The sequence below is a fragment of the Pseudomonas putida genome (assembly GCF_001976065.1).
Taxonomy (GTDB): domain Bacteria; phylum Pseudomonadota; class Gammaproteobacteria; order Pseudomonadales; family Pseudomonadaceae; genus Aquipseudomonas; species Aquipseudomonas serbica.
Genome location: NZ_MNAH01000015.1, coordinates 26,856 through 40,596, shown reverse-complemented (window position 1 = coordinate 40,596; position 13,741 = coordinate 26,856). Strand labels below are relative to the sequence as shown.

13 protein-coding genes are annotated in these 13,741 nt (G+C 60.7%); 4 read left to right on the top strand and 9 right to left on the bottom strand.

Annotated elements, in window-relative coordinates:
* Window positions 1-631 precede the first annotated feature (631 nt).
* Together BKX96_RS31270 and BKX96_RS31265 are read left to right on the top strand one after the other, a co-directional pair.
* The gene (locus tag BKX96_RS31270) at window positions 632-1,237 is read left to right on the top strand and encodes a LysR substrate-binding domain-containing protein (RefSeq protein WP_410454555.1); all 606 of its coding nucleotides are present in this window, start codon (window positions 632-634) and stop codon (window positions 1,235-1,237) included.
* Between the two features lie 163 nt (window positions 1,238-1,400).
* Window positions 1,401-2,060 carry a c-type cytochrome gene (locus tag BKX96_RS31265; RefSeq protein ID WP_082240524.1) on the top strand — a complete coding sequence of 220 codons (660 nt, stop codon included), beginning with the start codon at window positions 1,401-1,403 and terminating at the stop codon, window positions 2,058-2,060.
* A gap of 126 nt (window positions 2,061-2,186) precedes the next feature.
* Here BKX96_RS31265 and BKX96_RS31260 read toward each other — a convergent pair whose 3' ends face one another.
* The 9 genes from BKX96_RS31260 to BKX96_RS31220 form a co-directional block, all read right to left on the bottom strand.
* Window positions 2,187-3,773 carry an arylsulfatase gene (locus BKX96_RS31260; protein ID WP_046817348.1) on the bottom strand — a complete coding sequence of 529 codons (1,587 nt, stop codon included), beginning with the start codon at window positions 3,771-3,773 and terminating at the stop codon, window positions 2,187-2,189.
* A gap of 124 nt (window positions 3,774-3,897) precedes the next feature.
* A complete protein-coding gene (locus tag BKX96_RS31255) occupies window positions 3,898-4,530 on the bottom strand; it encodes an SDR family NAD(P)-dependent oxidoreductase (protein WP_046817349.1) in 633 nt (210 codons plus the stop codon).
* Window positions 4,527-5,174, bottom strand: a complete 648-nt coding sequence (locus BKX96_RS31250) for a TetR/AcrR family transcriptional regulator (protein WP_046817350.1) — start codon at window positions 5,172-5,174, stop codon at window positions 4,527-4,529. Before BKX96_RS31250 ends, BKX96_RS31255 begins: the two co-directional genes overlap by 4 nt.
* Window positions 5,175-5,297: 123 nt before the next feature.
* Window positions 5,298-6,122, bottom strand: coding sequence for an SDR family NAD(P)-dependent oxidoreductase (locus BKX96_RS31245; RefSeq protein ID WP_046817351.1), 825 nt, complete (start codon window positions 6,120-6,122; stop codon window positions 5,298-5,300).
* 30 nt (window positions 6,123-6,152) lie between these two features.
* Window positions 6,153-6,569: a MaoC family dehydratase gene (locus BKX96_RS31240; RefSeq protein WP_046817352.1), complete on the bottom strand. Its 417-nt coding sequence runs from the start codon at window positions 6,567-6,569 to the stop codon at window positions 6,153-6,155.
* A 14-nt stretch (window positions 6,570-6,583) separates the two neighbouring features.
* Window positions 6,584-7,024 (bottom strand): MaoC family dehydratase N-terminal domain-containing protein, encoded by a 441-nt coding sequence (locus BKX96_RS31235; protein ID WP_046817353.1) that lies wholly within the window; start codon window positions 7,022-7,024, stop codon window positions 6,584-6,586.
* 29 nt (window positions 7,025-7,053) lie between these two features.
* On the bottom strand, window positions 7,054-8,238 hold the full coding sequence (locus BKX96_RS31230) for a lipid-transfer protein (protein ID WP_077186340.1): 1,185 nt from the start codon (window positions 8,236-8,238) through the stop codon (window positions 7,054-7,056).
* Between the two features lie 26 nt (window positions 8,239-8,264).
* The gene (locus tag BKX96_RS31225) at window positions 8,265-9,365 is read right to left on the bottom strand and encodes an acyl-CoA dehydrogenase family protein (protein WP_235431845.1); all 1,101 of its coding nucleotides are present in this window, start codon (window positions 9,363-9,365) and stop codon (window positions 8,265-8,267) included.
* A 246-nt stretch (window positions 9,366-9,611) separates the two neighbouring features.
* Window positions 9,612-12,425 (bottom strand): winged helix-turn-helix domain-containing protein, encoded by a 2,814-nt coding sequence (locus BKX96_RS31220; RefSeq protein ID WP_077186339.1) that lies wholly within the window; start codon window positions 12,423-12,425, stop codon window positions 9,612-9,614.
* Window positions 12,426-12,622: 197 nt separating this feature from the next.
* Between BKX96_RS31220 and BKX96_RS31215 the strand changes: the two genes are divergently transcribed.
* Both BKX96_RS31215 and BKX96_RS31210 read left to right on the top strand, forming a co-directional pair.
* Complete coding sequence (locus tag BKX96_RS31215; RefSeq protein ID WP_046817357.1) at window positions 12,623-12,901, top strand: CoA transferase; 279 nt, start codon at window positions 12,623-12,625, stop codon at window positions 12,899-12,901.
* A 35-nt stretch (window positions 12,902-12,936) separates the two neighbouring features.
* The gene (locus tag BKX96_RS31210) at window positions 12,937-13,740 is read left to right on the top strand and encodes an enoyl-CoA hydratase/isomerase family protein (RefSeq protein WP_077186338.1); all 804 of its coding nucleotides are present in this window, start codon (window positions 12,937-12,939) and stop codon (window positions 13,738-13,740) included.
* Window position 13,741: the final 1 nt, after the last annotated feature.

Sequence of the window (13,741 nt, the reverse complement as noted above, 5' to 3'; positions counted from 1 at the left end):
TTGAGCTTTGAAATCGGGCCGAAAACGAAAGTGCTCTCCACTGAGAGCGTCCTCTTCTGGCTGTTCTCTGCCGGTCATGGCCACGCAACATGATGATCAAGTCCGATGCAAATGATTGGCAGTCGAATGCAAATGGGCGGGTAAGTGTGCGCAAATAACCAGCGTGCTCCTGCTGTGAATCGCTGATCGCCAAAACACTGCCAGGGGAGGATTGTGTGAAGCGCTTGCAACCGCTTTCTACAGATTGCCTCTACACCTTACGATGACGGCCCGCTGATTGAATCCCCCCCACGCTTTACGTTGCGCGCCTGCGCTAACACCTATGGTTAATTGCCGCGCATCGGTTTTACTGCAAAGATTTTCAGTCGATTTTCTTCTCCGCGTTTCTCTCGGCTACGTTAGGCAGTGGCGGCGAGTGGCAGGCGGGTAACGGGGCCTGATGATCATACGTTTACCAACGGCTGCGAAAGCTATGAATGAAGGCATGCAGGTTCTATGGGACGACGCGGAACGCGTGCTCTGCCGGGGCAGACGTGCGGCAGGTGATTGCACTGTTGCGGTTCTCGTGGCATCCACTGCGGCTGAACAGCCTGGTCGCCCTAGCCTTGATCGCCTGGCTCACGAGTATTCATTGAAAGATGAGCTCGATAGCCGGTGGGCGATCCGCCCCTTGGAGTTGCTGCACGACAATGGCCGAATGCACCTGGTCTCCTCCCTTGGCATCAGTCACACGCTCGACCTGCCGGCGAGTGCTCGGCGCAAGTGCCTGCGTACGATCCGGCCGATGCTTCTGCGCGCCGACAACCGCGCGGAGCCAGTGACGCTGGAGGAGTTCTGCAAACGCCCGCATATCGTGGTGTCAGCGATGGGCAATGCCACTGACGAGACCGATCAGGCGTTGAGTCTGTTGGGACGGCGACGCAAAGTGGTGTTGGCGGTACCGCAGTTCAGCGCGTTGCCGAGACTGCTGGCGCAGAGCGAAATGCTGGCTATCGTCCCCGACTATGTCGCCAGAGCGATGGCGTTGGCCCAAGGCATCAGGGCCGAAGCTGTTCCATTGCCGCTGCCGACGCAAAGCCTGTCCATGGTCTGGCCCGGGGCGGCGCACAATGATGCCGGCCAGCGCTGGTTGCGATGGCGTTGTCAGGCCTTGCTCGGTACGCCGATCGAGTTGCGGGTGGTGCCGAAGCCGTCATCGGCATCGCACAGCGCCCAGTCGTTGTTGGCGGCGCGTTAGCCCGCCCGGATGATTCCGAACTGGCGGACGAAATCCTTGAGGTGTGCCGCGCCGAAAGGGCTTTGAGTTCCTCCCCCCCAAAGACGATTGGTTGAGGTTTATCAATAAAGAGCGCAATCCCCCAGGCGAAGATAGTGATTCGCCAACGCTTGGGGTAACAGTCATGAACGTATCCAGCATGCGCCCTTCGGATAGCGGGTCACCTCTTGTTCTGGCCCTTTGCCTGGCTACGCTCATGGGCTGTATGGGTACAAGCGAGGAGGCGCTCCAGCAAACGTCCACCCAGTCGGGGATAGCCATGGTGGACAGCGTTTGTTCACTGTGCCATGGGCTGACGGGGGAGTCTGTCTCACCCGTGTTTCCCAAGTTGGCGGGTCAGCAAAACGAGTATCTGCAGTTGCAACTGACCGATTTCAAAAACCATGGACGTAGCGCTGCAACTGACAGCCGGTACATGGGGGGATTGTCCCATTTGACCAAGACTCAGATTGCCGAACTGGCCGACTATTTTGCGAGCCAGCGAGCCATGCAGGCTGACACCGGGTCGACAGATGCGCGAGGCGAAGTGATCTTTCGCCAGGGCTTGCCTGCGAGGGGCGTCCCAGCGTGCAGCGCTTGCCACGGGACGGACGGCGGGGGCAATGGGCTGATTCCACGGGTGGCGGGCCAGCATGCCAGCTATATGAGCCATCAGATCATGGTGCTTCAGCAGACCGGACAACGCCCCAACGGTGCGCCGATGTTGCCGGAGGATCATGCACTTTCCCAGGCCGATGCCGAAGCGGTCGCCCGCTACATGGCGGCACTCGGCACAAAGCAATGATCGCCCTGTGGGGGATACGTGATGGAGTCGGCCGATAGCTGCCGGTGAAAAAAGGAAGTCTCCCCTATAACGCGAAGCTGAACCACTAATGTTGCCGCCGACCGGCAGGTCGGTGGCGGCCTCATCTCATGGCTTGGCTTGAGCTTTGTTTTTCTCTTCGATTTTCGCGTCCACCACCGCACGAATCTGATCGATGCTGAAGCTTGCCGGTTTCTGGCTAGGCGGGTATTCGACGAAGGTTTGGAGGAACCTCGCGGCCTTGGCCACTCCCGCCGCCAGCAGATAAGAGTTCTTCACCGTCCAATCGTAATATTGGTCAGAGACGATGTCCGCTCGCTCATAAGGGTCCATTCGCAGGTTGAACAGTTTCGGGACTCGCAACGGCACGAACGGGCTGCTCCACACCGTGAATCCACCGGGATCGCGTTGCTCGGCGAAGACGACTTTCCAGTTGTCATACCGCATCGACACCAGTACGCCGTCGTCGTTGAAGTAGTAGAACTCCTTGCGCTCGCCCTTTGGTTGCTGCCCGGTCAGGTAAGGCAATTGATTGAAACCGTCCAGGTGCACCTTGAAATTGGTACCGCCCGAAGTAGGTGCCCAACCTTTGAGCAGCTTGTTTTTCACGTCGGTTTCGCCCGCTGCCGCGAGCAGGGTAGGGAACCAGTCCATGCCCGAGAACATCTCGTTGGACACTTCACCCGCCTTGATCTTGCCCGGCCAGCGAATCAAGGCAGGGACCCGGTACGCACCCTCCCAGTTGGAGTTCTTTTCGTTACGGAACGGCGTATTTGCCGCGTCCGGCCAAGAGAACTGGTTCGGACCGTTGTCGGTGGTGTAGACGACGATGGTATTGTCGGTGATTTTCAGGTCGTCGAGGGTTTTCAGCAATTTACCGACGTCGCCGTCGTGTTCAAGCATTCCGTCGGCATATTCGTTGCCGGGCATGCCGCTCTGGCCTTTCATTGACTCACGCACGTGGGTGAACACGTGCATGCGCGTGGTGTTCATCCAGACGAAGAACGGCTTATCGGCCTTGGCCTGCTTCTCGATGAATGTTTGCGCCGCAGCAGTGGTTTCGTCGTCGATGGTTTCCATGCGCTTGGAGGTGAGGGCACCGGTGTCCTCGATCTTGCCGTCGGCATAACTGTGGATCACGCCACGTGGCGTTCTTGATTTGACGAAGTCCGGGTCATCCTTGGGCCAATACGGGCGCTCGGGTTCTTCTTCGGCGTTGAGGTGGTAGAGGTTGCCGAAGAACTCGTCGAAACCGTGGTTGGTCGGGAGGAATTCATCCTTGTCGCCCAAGTGGTTCTTGCCGAACTGACCGGTCGCATAACCAAGTGACTTGAGGGCCTGGGCGATGGTGATGTCACGTTTCTGGATACCGATCGGTGCGCCCGGCACGCCAACCTTGGACAGGCCGGTGCGCAGTGGTGACTGGCCAGTAATGAACGACGAGCGTCCGGCGGTGCAGCTGTTCTCCGCGTAATAATCGGTGAACAACATACCTTCATGGGCGATGCGGTCGATGTTCGGCGTCTTGTAGCCGACCACACCCATTGAGTAGGCGCTGATATTGGTCTGGCCGATGTCGTCGCCGAAGATCACCAGAATGTTGGGTTTTTCGGCAGCCCCGGCAGTTGCCGACAATGCCATGACCGTTGTTGCCAGGAGGGCGAGTTTCGGCAGCCATTTTCTTATGCGAGTCATCTGACTGGTTCCTTGTTGACGGGCGTCGCGCAGAGCGAACAGCGGCCATGTTCAAGCGTCGTCAAAAGGATCGCGCCACCCGTATCAGGTGGCTGGACAGGCGCCTGCAGTGAATGGTGTGGTGTCAGGCGTTGCGGTTGTCGATGTGCAGCACCGCGCCGGTGACGCTGGCTCCGGCGCCGCTGGCCAGCAACAGCAATGGACCGTCGAGTTCCTGCAGGCCTGCATCCTTGCCGCGACCGGCAGCGATAACGTTGACGCGAATACGGTGTGGCGTCAGCGACTGGGCCATCGCGCGGCTCATGCGGATCAGGCTGCTGTTGGAACGAAGGCACGGGTTCGGCTCGCTGATCGGGCGCGGCGGCGGGTCGATGTTAACGATGCTGCCACCGCGCTCGGCCCTGATCATGTGCAGGCTGGTGCAGTGGACGACGTGATTGTTCAGGGCGATGTGTTCGCGTTCGGCGCTGTTGTTGATCAGCACATCGACGCTGCCGAAGCGTTTTTGGACGGTATCCAGTGCGGCTTCGATGCTCGGTCGGCGGGCACTGTCGAGTGCAACGATCAAGACTTCGCCACCATCCCAACGCAAGTCCGCCGCCAGTTGCTCCAACTGTGCCGGGTGTTGTCCACCGAGGGCTACACGGGCTCCGGCACGGCTGATCAGGCGGGCAAAATGTGCGCCCAGTCGAGTGGCCGCATCGGCCACCAGAACCGTCTTGCCAGCCATGGAGAATGGTTGCATGAGATCGCTCATGGGTGCACATCCAAAAGCATGGGACGGCGGGTGATCACGGCTCGCGGAGCAGGCACAGGAGGCGAAGGGAGGGGGGCGGCGCCAAGCATTTTCAGTACCAGTTCCGAGTAATGGCGGATGACGACATCGATATTGCGGCGGCCACCGGTCCGGTACCAGACGCAGGCATGGGTCAGCATGTTGAACAGGGTGCGCGCCATCAGTTTGGGTTCGGCACAGCTCAGCGAACCTTCCTTGACGCCTTGTTCCAACAACGCCTGCAGCGCTTTCAGATAGTGGCGTCGGGCTTGGCGGACCAGCTCCAGATCCTCTTCGGGGAGACTTCGCAACTCCAGATTGCCGAGCATGGCCTCTTTCTGGTGTTCCAGGTGATAGCGTATGTGACAGGCGATGAAGGTGAGCAGTTTCACATCGGCGGTCGCCATCTTTTTGGGACAACGACGGGCCCACTCCCGGGATACTGCCTGGAAGTACTCGAGAATCAGCTCCAGCAATAACTCGTTTTTGCCTTTGTAGTAGAGGCACAGCGTCGAGGGGTTGACGCCGGCTTCAGTGGCGATCTGACGCAAGCTCAGCGAGCCGTCGCCATTGCGCGAGATCAGTTTGATGGCGGCCAGGCGGATGTTGCTATCAGTCATGTTCATGGTGTGATCCTGCGGCCTGTAGGACCGAGCTTGCTCGCGAAAAACGTCAGGACAACGCGGTCAGTCAGGCGGCCTGCGTCAGCGTTGGCGTCCATCGCGAGCAAGCTCGCTCCCACGGTTTGTTTATTGCAGATTCCCGGCGACAGCGATGGTTTGCGCCGTGATGTAGTTCGACTCTGGCGAGCAGAACAGGTACACGGCATCCGCCGCTTCCTGCACGGTGCCCGGACGGCCCAGCGGGTTGCGTTGGGCGAACGACTTGGCGGCTTCCGGGCTGATACCGACACGGATGTCGCGACCTTCGATGTTCACCGTAGCGCCTGCATGGGCATCGGCCTTGGTCATGCGGGTTTCGATGAAGCCGAAAGCCACGGCGTTGACGTTGACCTTGAAACGACCCCATTCACGGGCCAATGCACGCGTCATGCCGATTACACCGGCTTTGGCCGAGGAATAGTTGGTTTGCCCGGCGTTGCCATTGAGGGCCGACACCGAGGAAATGTTTACCACCTTACGGAACACTTCACGCTCTGCCGCCGCGTCAGCCTGGGCCTGGGCCTTGAGGATCGGGTAAGCAGCACGCAGGATGCGGAAGGGCGCGGTCATGTGGCAGTCGAGGATCGCGTACCACTGCTCGTCGCTCATCTTCTGGATCACGTCGTCCCAGGTGTAGCCGGCGTTGTTGACGATGATGTCGACGCTGCCGAAGCTGTCCATCGCGGTCTTGATGTAGCGGTCGCCGAAGTCCGGTGCGCTGACGTTGCCGTGGCACACGGCGGCTTCACCACCCATCTTGCGGATCATTTCAGCGGTATCAAAGGCCGGATCGGCGTCCAGGTCATTGATCACGATGCGCGCGCCTTCGCTCGCCAGTTTCAGGGCGATCTGTTGACCGATGCCACGACCGGAACCGGTCACCAGTGCGACTTTGCCTTCGAGTTTTGCCATGGGATGTTGCTCCTCAGTTATCAGTTTTGTTTACAGAGCGATCACGGCGTCGCCAACGATCTTGGTTTCGCCGTATTGATTGGTGGTGCGCACTTCGACCTTGATCCTTTGCTCGCCGTCCGCTTCGAAGCGGTCAACCACGGTGCCGGTGCAGGTGACCTGGTGACCCAGGTGCGTGATGCCGAGAAAGCGCACGCCGAACTCGCGCAACTGGCGCTGGTCAACCCACTGGGTCAGCAAGCGACCGAGGTAGGCCATCGACAGCATGCCGTGGGCGAACACGTCGGGCATGCCGGCCCGGCGGGCGTAATCGGTGTCGATGTGGATGGCGTTGTGATCACCCGACGCACCGGCGAACAGGGCCAGAGTGGTGCGGTTGATGGGCGGCAGGGCCAGTGACGGCAGGGTGTCGCCGATGTTGATTTTGTCCAGGCTTATCGCGTTCATCTGTGTTCTCCGCTTCAGCTGTTGCGCTGCACAAGCACGCTGCGCAGGTCCGCGACGTGCTCACCGTGCTGATTGGTGACTCGGGTTTCGCGCATCACGAATTCCAGGGCACCGCCTTTCTTGTCGTAGATGTCGGCGATGCGCACATCGAATCGCAACGTGTCGCCGGCATAGGCCATGCGGTGGTAACGGAACGACTCTTCGCCATGCAGGATGCGCGCAGTGACGATGCCCAATTCGTCACGCCAGGCGTTCGACGGGATCTGGAACTCCAGCGAGAACAGAAAGGTCGGCGGCAGCGGCAGGTTGGGGTGACCGGCATCGCGGGCAGCCTGCTCGTCGAAGTAAATCGGATTGGTTTCCCCGGTGGCCTTGGCGAAGAAGCGCAGTTGCCCGGCTTCGGCGTTGACGAGGAAGGTGGGCAGTTGTCTGCCGATGTGTTTCTTGTCGATCATCGAAATGGCTCCTTTGCTGAGCGGGCGCGTCAGTTCTTCTGGTACACGGTCACCACGCAGGCGCCGCCCAGGCCGAGGTTGTGCTGCACCGCGATGCGCGCGTTCTGCACCTGGCGTTGTTCGGCGGTGCCGCGCAACTGGTGGGTCAGCTCATAGCACTGGGCCAGGCCGGTGGCGCCCAGAGGGTGGCCCTTGGAGAGCAGGCCGCCGGACGGGTTGGTCACCCATTCGCCGCCATAGGTGTTGTCGCCGTCGTTGACCAATTGCTCGCCACCGCCCTCGACGCACAGGCCCAGGCCTTCATAGGTCAGCAGTTCGTTCTGCGCGAAGCAGTCGTGCAACTCGATGACGTCGATGTCCCGAGGCCCGATGCCGGCCTGGTTGTAGGCGATATCCGCGGCCATGCGCGTCATGTCGAAACCGACCACGCGGATCATGTCCTTGGCGTCATAGGTACTTGGCAGGTCTGTGGTCAGCGCCTGGCCAGCCATCAGCACGTCGGTGCGCAGGCCATGCTTCTTCGCGAACGCTTCGGAGACCACGATGGCGGCGGCCGCGCCGCAGGTCGGCGGGCAGGCCATCAGGCGGGTCAGCACGCCTTCCCATAGCATCGGCGCAGCCAGCACTTCTTCGGTACTGACCACATTGCGGAACACTGCCAACGGGTTATTGGCCGCGTGACGACTGGCCTTGGCGCGGATCTTGGCGAAGGTCTCAAGCTTTGTGCCGTACTTTTGCATGTGCGCGTAACCGGCACCGGCAAACTGGCGGATAGCCGTTGGCAGCTCCGGCATGCCGACCAGTTCGTTGGTCAGCTTGAGCGCCCGCTCGGTGGCGGGGGCACGGTCGGTCCAGGCGGACTTCAGCGCGCCCGGGTTCATTTGTTCGAAACCAAAGGCCAGCGCGCAATCCACAGCGCCGCTTTGTACGGCCTGGCGCGCCAGGAACAGGGCGCTGGAACCGGTGGCGCAATTGTTGTTGACGTTGACCAGTGGGATGCCGGTCATGCCCACGCGGTACAGGGCTTTCTGACCACAGGTCGAGTCGCCGTAGACGTATCCGGCGTACGCCTGCTGGATGTCATTAAAGTTCACGCCCGAGTCAGTCAGGGCTTGGCGAATCGCCTGTTCACCCATGACATCGTAGGGCTCATTGGTCCCCGGTTTCTTGAACTGGATCATGCCGACGCCAGCAACGAATACCTTTTGGCTCATCGTGTTTTTCCTTTTTGTTTTGAGGGTCAGAGCTTGCGCGCGATCATTTCGCGCATGACTTCACTGGTGCCGCCGTAGATGCGATTGACGCGTGAGTCGACGAAAGCGCGTGCGATCGGGTACTCCATCATGTAGCCGTAGCCGCCGTGCAGCTGGACCATGTCGTCGATGCATTTCCACAGGGTTTCGGTGGTGTACAGCTTGGCGATGGCCGCTTCTTCCAGGGTCAGGCGGCGGCGCATGTGCTCGCCCAGGTAGTAGTCGACCATCACCCGCATCGCCGTGGCCTGGGCCTTGATGTCGGCGAGCTTGAATTTGCTGTTCTGGAAGTCCCACACGGTCTGGTTGAAGGCCTTGCGGTCCTTCACGTACTCGAGAGTCTGCTCCAGCAGGCGCTCCAGCTTGGCGGCGGCGGACACCGCGATCGAGAAGCGCTCCTGCGGCAGTTCACCCATCAGATAGGAGAAACCCAGGCCTTCTTCGCCAAGGCGGTTGCCGACCGGCACGCGGACGTTGTCGAAGAACAACTCGGCAGTGTCCTGCGCATGCTGGCCAACCTTGTCCAGCTTGCGGCCATGCTTGAAGCCGGCGCGGCTGGCTTCCACGGCGATGAGGCTGATGCCCTTGGCACCGGCAGCTGGATCGGTCTTGCAGACGACGATGACCAGGTCAGCCGTCAGGCCGTTGCTGATGAAGGTCTTGCTGCCGTTAATCACGTACTCGTCGCCATCGCGCACGGCGGTGGTGCGCACGGCCTTGAGGTCGCTGCCGGTGCCCGGTTCAGTCATGGCGATCGCCAGGATAATCTCGCCGCAACAGATGCCTGGTAGCCACTTCTGTTTCTGTTCTTCGTTACCGCAGCGGTTGATGTACGGGGCGATAACGTCGGAGTGCATGCCGAAATAGGCACCACTCACACCCGCCCGGGCGAACTCCTCGTTGAATACTGCGCAGTGACCAAAGTCACCTCCACCGCCACCGTATTCGGTGGGCAGGGTAATGCCGAGCAAGCCTTCGCGGCCGGCCTTGAGCCAGGTTTCCCGGTCGACCTGACCGGCCTTGTCCCAGGCGGCCTGGCGCGGCACGCATTCGCGTTCGAAAAAACGGCGCGCGGTGGTGCGAAACATTTCATGGTCGTCGCGGAAAACGGTTCGGGCGATATGCACGCAAGACTCCTCAATGATCACGGGCCGGCTTGCTTGAGCCTGGCGCTGATGCAAGGCGCGAGGTGCGCCTTTGAACTGAGGGTTACGATAGGGTGGAGGACGTCTTGGAACGCCACCCGAGGCGGGTGGCAAGGTAAAAATCACTTTTTGTGGAAAGGCGCAGACGCCGTCGCTGGCAAGCCAGCGACTACAGGTCCACGTGAGGTCTTAAGTGTTTTCGCGGTGCTGCGATTCCAGATCCCGCACCCGTGCCACTGCTTCATCACGACTGCTGACGCCAAGCTTGCTGTAGATATGGCTCAAATGCCATTTCACGGTTTCCGGGGAGAGACCCAACGCGCGGGCGATTTTTTTGTTGGGCAAGGCTTGGGCGAGCAAGCGCACCACTTCAATTTCCCGTTCGCTCAAGGGTTCCATGCCGGCGGCAAGGGGTTTGCTTGCAGGGGGAGTGGAAGGTTTATCGCCCGGCACGGCGGGCGCGGTCGCCTGGGCCGCTTGCAGGCGCTCGACGTAGAACGCGAGCACCGGGTCCAGGGTCTCTTTGCTCGCGATATCGGAGATCAGTTTCAGTGCGTCCGGGTGAGCATCGAGCAGGCTGCGCAACAAGCCGAAGCGTTGTCCACGGCGCAGCGCCTCCATGACGTGATCACGCGCGGCATCGACATTGCCGCGCTGGAACTCGATCACCCCGCTCAACACGAGCAGGCGCACGGTGCCAAGCTGGCGGCGGTGCCGTTCGCAGGTTTCGATCAGTTGTTCGATACGCTTCAAGGCACCGACCAGGTCGCCTTGTTGAATCTGCCAGCGTGCCCGGGCGTTCTCGGCCAGGATGTGGATTTCCTTGAGGGCACTTTGCCCGGCATCCGGGTGGCGCGCATCGATGGCTTCCAGGCGCGCCAGTTTGGTGTGTGCCCGGGAGTGCTCGCCGAGAATCATCAGCCAGCGCACCTGCCAGGTCAGGCAATAGGCTTGCAGGCGTTCCAGGCCGAGTTTGGTCGCGTACTCATCGAGTCGCTCGACATAGGCCAGGGCTTCCTGATGATTGCCCGCCAGCCATTGCACATTCCACAGCACCTGCATTACGCGCAGCACCGAATCCGGAATGGAGATTCGTTCCAGGATATCGATCCAGCCCGACAGCAGCTTGAACGCGGCGTCAACGTCATTAGTCTCGTACAGCACTTCGCCCAGCAACGCAGCGGATAGATAAGTCGCGTCGGCACCGACCTTGCCGCACTGCGCGGCTTCATGCATCACATCCCGATAGACCCGCTCCGCCTGCTTCATCTGGCCTTCGAGAGCGTGGCTCAAGCCAATCATGCAGCGACCTTGCAGGCTGCCGGCGGTGGTACCCAGCAGGGGCTCGCCATTGATCAGCAGCAGGGGCCGGTCGAGTTGTATCTGGCGCGCTTTTTCGTACTCGCCCCGGTGCATGTACAGCCAGGAAAGGATATTGGCACATGAACCGATGGACACGCCGTTGCTGCCCTGGGGCGGATCGAGCAATTGCGGCAGTACCGTCATTGCCGCGTCCGTGTCATCGCGCTGCAGCGCCAGAGAGGCACGCAGTAACGCGATCATGAATCGATCATGGACATCACGCTCGGGCACGTCGTTGAACAGTTGATCGAGGCTATTGGCGCAGGCGACGAAATCCCGGGCATAGAGTTGCATGCGTGCCTTGAGAATGCGCAGTTTGACCCGCGCCTGCACCTGCTCGACCGGCAGCAGGCGAACCAGCTCGATCAACATGCGCAAGTCGCCGTGGGCATACAGCGTTTCGGCGTTTTGTTGCACCAGGTCGGCAGCGGCATCGGGGTCGCCAGCCATCACGGCATGGTGCACTGCTTCATCCAGATGCTGATGGTCACGGAACCAGGCCCAGGCCCGCGCGTGCACCGCCTGCTGTTCTGTCTTGCTGCGCGAATCAAAGTACTTGAGCAATGTTTCGCGTAGCAACGGATGCAGGCGATACCAGGTCTCACGTTGGGCGCTGTCCACCGGGATCAGGAACAGATTGTCCCGTTCCAGGTGTGCCAGCAGGGCATTGGCTTCGCGGACCGCTTCCGGGTTACCACCGAGGGCGGCGCATAACGAGGCGCAGAAACGGTTGCAGACGGCCATCAGCAGCAGCAGGTCCAGATCCGTCGGCGACAGATGGGACAGCACTTCGATTTCAAAAAACTTCGCGAACGCCTGATCGTCGCGCACCTGTGTCTGGTCGTTTGCTGCGACGACCGGTCGATTTTTCTTGCGGCTGACAGCCAGCAGTTGCAGCCCAGCAACCCAGCCGTCGGTCAGTTCATGCATCCGCTTGGCGTCCTGGGCGCTGATATCGCCCAGTTGCGCCTTGAGAAACTGTTCGGACTCGACGGGTGTGAAGCGCAAATCTCGCAGGTTCAATTCCAGCACCAGTTCCTGGCTGCGCAACCTTGCCAGCGACAAAGGCACGGCGCTACGTGACACGAGCGCCAGGTGCAGATTGGCGGGCGCGTAATCGATCAGCCACTGCAAGGCTTGGTGAATACCGACGTCGGTCAGATGGTGCAGGTCGTCGAGCACCACTACCAATTCGCGGGAACGGTTGGCAATGCTGCGCACAAGGGTGATGACCGTGCGTTCCACCGCCTCGCTGTCGACACCGCGACCTTCCAGTTGGATGGCTTCCTGAATGATCACAGGATCAACCTGGCCGAGGCTGGCCAGCAGATAGTCGAGAAACCGCGTCAGTTCGTTGTCGTCGGCCGACAAGGTCAACCAGGCCACATCAAAGCCCAGCGGTAGCAGCGCCTGACGCCAGGCGATCAGGGTCGAAGTCTTGCCGCAACCGGCCGGCCCCTTGAGCACGATGCAACGCTGGCGCCGTGCCTTGAGCATTTGCTCTTGCAGGCGCTCGCGGGAAATTAACCGCCCGGCGTTGCGTGGCGGGACCAGCTTGGTACTGACGATCGGCGACTGAGTCGGATTCGAGGCCAGGCTGGCAGGCGTGTCCGATGCATTGGACTTGCGGGGTTTGTCCATGGGGCTATCCGAGTTTTTTTTGTTATGAGATTGCACTGAATTCTCAGGAGTGTAACGCACCGTCGGGCAGTCATGACCCTGTGTTTTGCATCCGCCACCCGATCTGGGTGGTGGTCGCAAGTTAGCGGATTGATTTACTGGATGGGACAAAATAGGAGGGCTGGCTGGTGCTCTGTCAGAACAAGGGAACGGCGGCAATGGGCGTACTGAGCGACATTCGAGTAGTGGAGTTTGAGGCAATCGGTCCGGCTCCTTTTGGCACCAGACTGCTGGCCGATATGGGCGGCGAAGTTGTGCGTATCGACCGTCCGGTGAAGGCGACCGACCTGGGCCCGAAGCTGGAAGGCAAGCGTGCGGACATCGCTGGGCGCAACCGCCGCACGGTCGCACTGGAGCTGAAGCATCCGGAAAGTGTCGCCGCCGAGCTGGAATTGTTCGAGCGTTTGCATGCCCTGGGTCTGGGCTTCAAGGCCTGATCTTCCCCCCATAAAAACAACATAGAAGTTAGCTCATGGCCATTCAGTTCAAGATCATCGATCACGTGGCACTCATTATGCTCGATGCGCAACCGTCGAAAAATGCACTGACCGTCAGTGACCTGATGCACCTGCGCAAGACCCTGGTGGCTTGCCAGGATGATGAGCAGGTGCGGGTCATCGTGCTGACCGGTGCCGGTAATCGGGTGTTTTGCTGCGGCGCGAGCCACAAGGAGTCGTTGTTGCCGGCAGTCGGTCATGTCGCCAGTTCCATGAAGAGTCGCGAAACCGAAGCCGAGGAGGGCGGCTACACGCGCTTGTTCGACCTCAGCGATCTTGAGGTCTGGAAGCCGCTCATTGCGGCGGTCAATGGCGCTTGTCTCGGAGGGGGCCTTGAGCTCGCACTGCAATGCGACCTGCGCCTCGCTGCGCAGGGCGCCACTTTCGGTTTGCCCGAAGTGCGCGACGCCACCATTCCTGCCGCCGGCGGCGTGCAGTACCTGCTGCGTGCAGTGCCCTCGGCCTACGCCATGAAAATGGCCCTGACCGGGGAACCAATCAGCGCGCAGGAAGCCTTGCGGATCGGCCTGATCGTCGACCTGGTGCCCCGGGACCAGTTGCTGTCGGCGGCTATGAGCCTGGCCGAATGCATCGCTGCCAACGGTCCTCTGGCGGTGCAGTCGATCAAGCGTCTGGCGCTGCAAACCGCGCACCTGACTCCCCGTGACTTCGTCACCCAGGCCCATCTTCACTGGGGGCTGCTGCGCGACAGCAAGGACTACGCCGAAGGGCGCGTGGCCAGTGTCGAGCAGCGCGCGCCCAAATACACCGGCGCCTGAC

What these genes read in the sequence shown, in the direction of transcription:
- BKX96_RS31265 (WP_082240524.1), top strand. Translation starts at nt 1,401, where the DNA reads ATGAACGTATCCAGCATGCGCCCTTCGGATAGCGGGTCACCTCTTGTT.
- BKX96_RS31260 (WP_046817348.1), bottom strand. Translation starts at nt 3,773, where the DNA reads ATGACTCGCATAAGAAAATGGCTGCCGAAACTCGCCCTCCTGGCAACA.
- BKX96_RS31255 (WP_046817349.1), bottom strand. Translation starts at nt 4,530, where the DNA reads ATGAGCGATCTCATGCAACCATTCTCCATGGCTGGCAAGACGGTTCTG.
- BKX96_RS31250 (WP_046817350.1), bottom strand. Translation starts at nt 5,174, where the DNA reads ATGAACATGACTGATAGCAACATCCGCCTGGCCGCCATCAAACTGATC.
- BKX96_RS31245 (WP_046817351.1), bottom strand. Translation starts at nt 6,122, where the DNA reads ATGGCAAAACTCGAAGGCAAAGTCGCACTGGTGACCGGTTCCGGTCGT.
- BKX96_RS31240 (WP_046817352.1), bottom strand. Translation starts at nt 6,569, where the DNA reads ATGAACGCGATAAGCCTGGACAAAATCAACATCGGCGACACCCTGCCG.
- BKX96_RS31235 (WP_046817353.1), bottom strand. Translation starts at nt 7,024, where the DNA reads ATGATCGACAAGAAACACATCGGCAGACAACTGCCCACCTTCCTCGTC.
- BKX96_RS31230 (WP_077186340.1), bottom strand. Translation starts at nt 8,238, where the DNA reads ATGAGCCAAAAGGTATTCGTTGCTGGCGTCGGCATGATCCAGTTCAAG.
- BKX96_RS31225 (WP_235431845.1), bottom strand. Translation starts at nt 9,365, where the DNA reads ATGTTTCGCACCACCGCGCGCCGTTTTTTCGAACGCGAATGCGTGCCG.
- BKX96_RS31220 (WP_077186339.1), bottom strand. Translation starts at nt 12,425, where the DNA reads ATGGACAAACCCCGCAAGTCCAATGCATCGGACACGCCTGCCAGCCTG.
- BKX96_RS31215 (WP_046817357.1), top strand. Translation starts at nt 12,623, where the DNA reads ATGGGCGTACTGAGCGACATTCGAGTAGTGGAGTTTGAGGCAATCGGT.
- BKX96_RS31210 (WP_077186338.1), top strand. Translation starts at nt 12,937, where the DNA reads ATGGCCATTCAGTTCAAGATCATCGATCACGTGGCACTCATTATGCTC.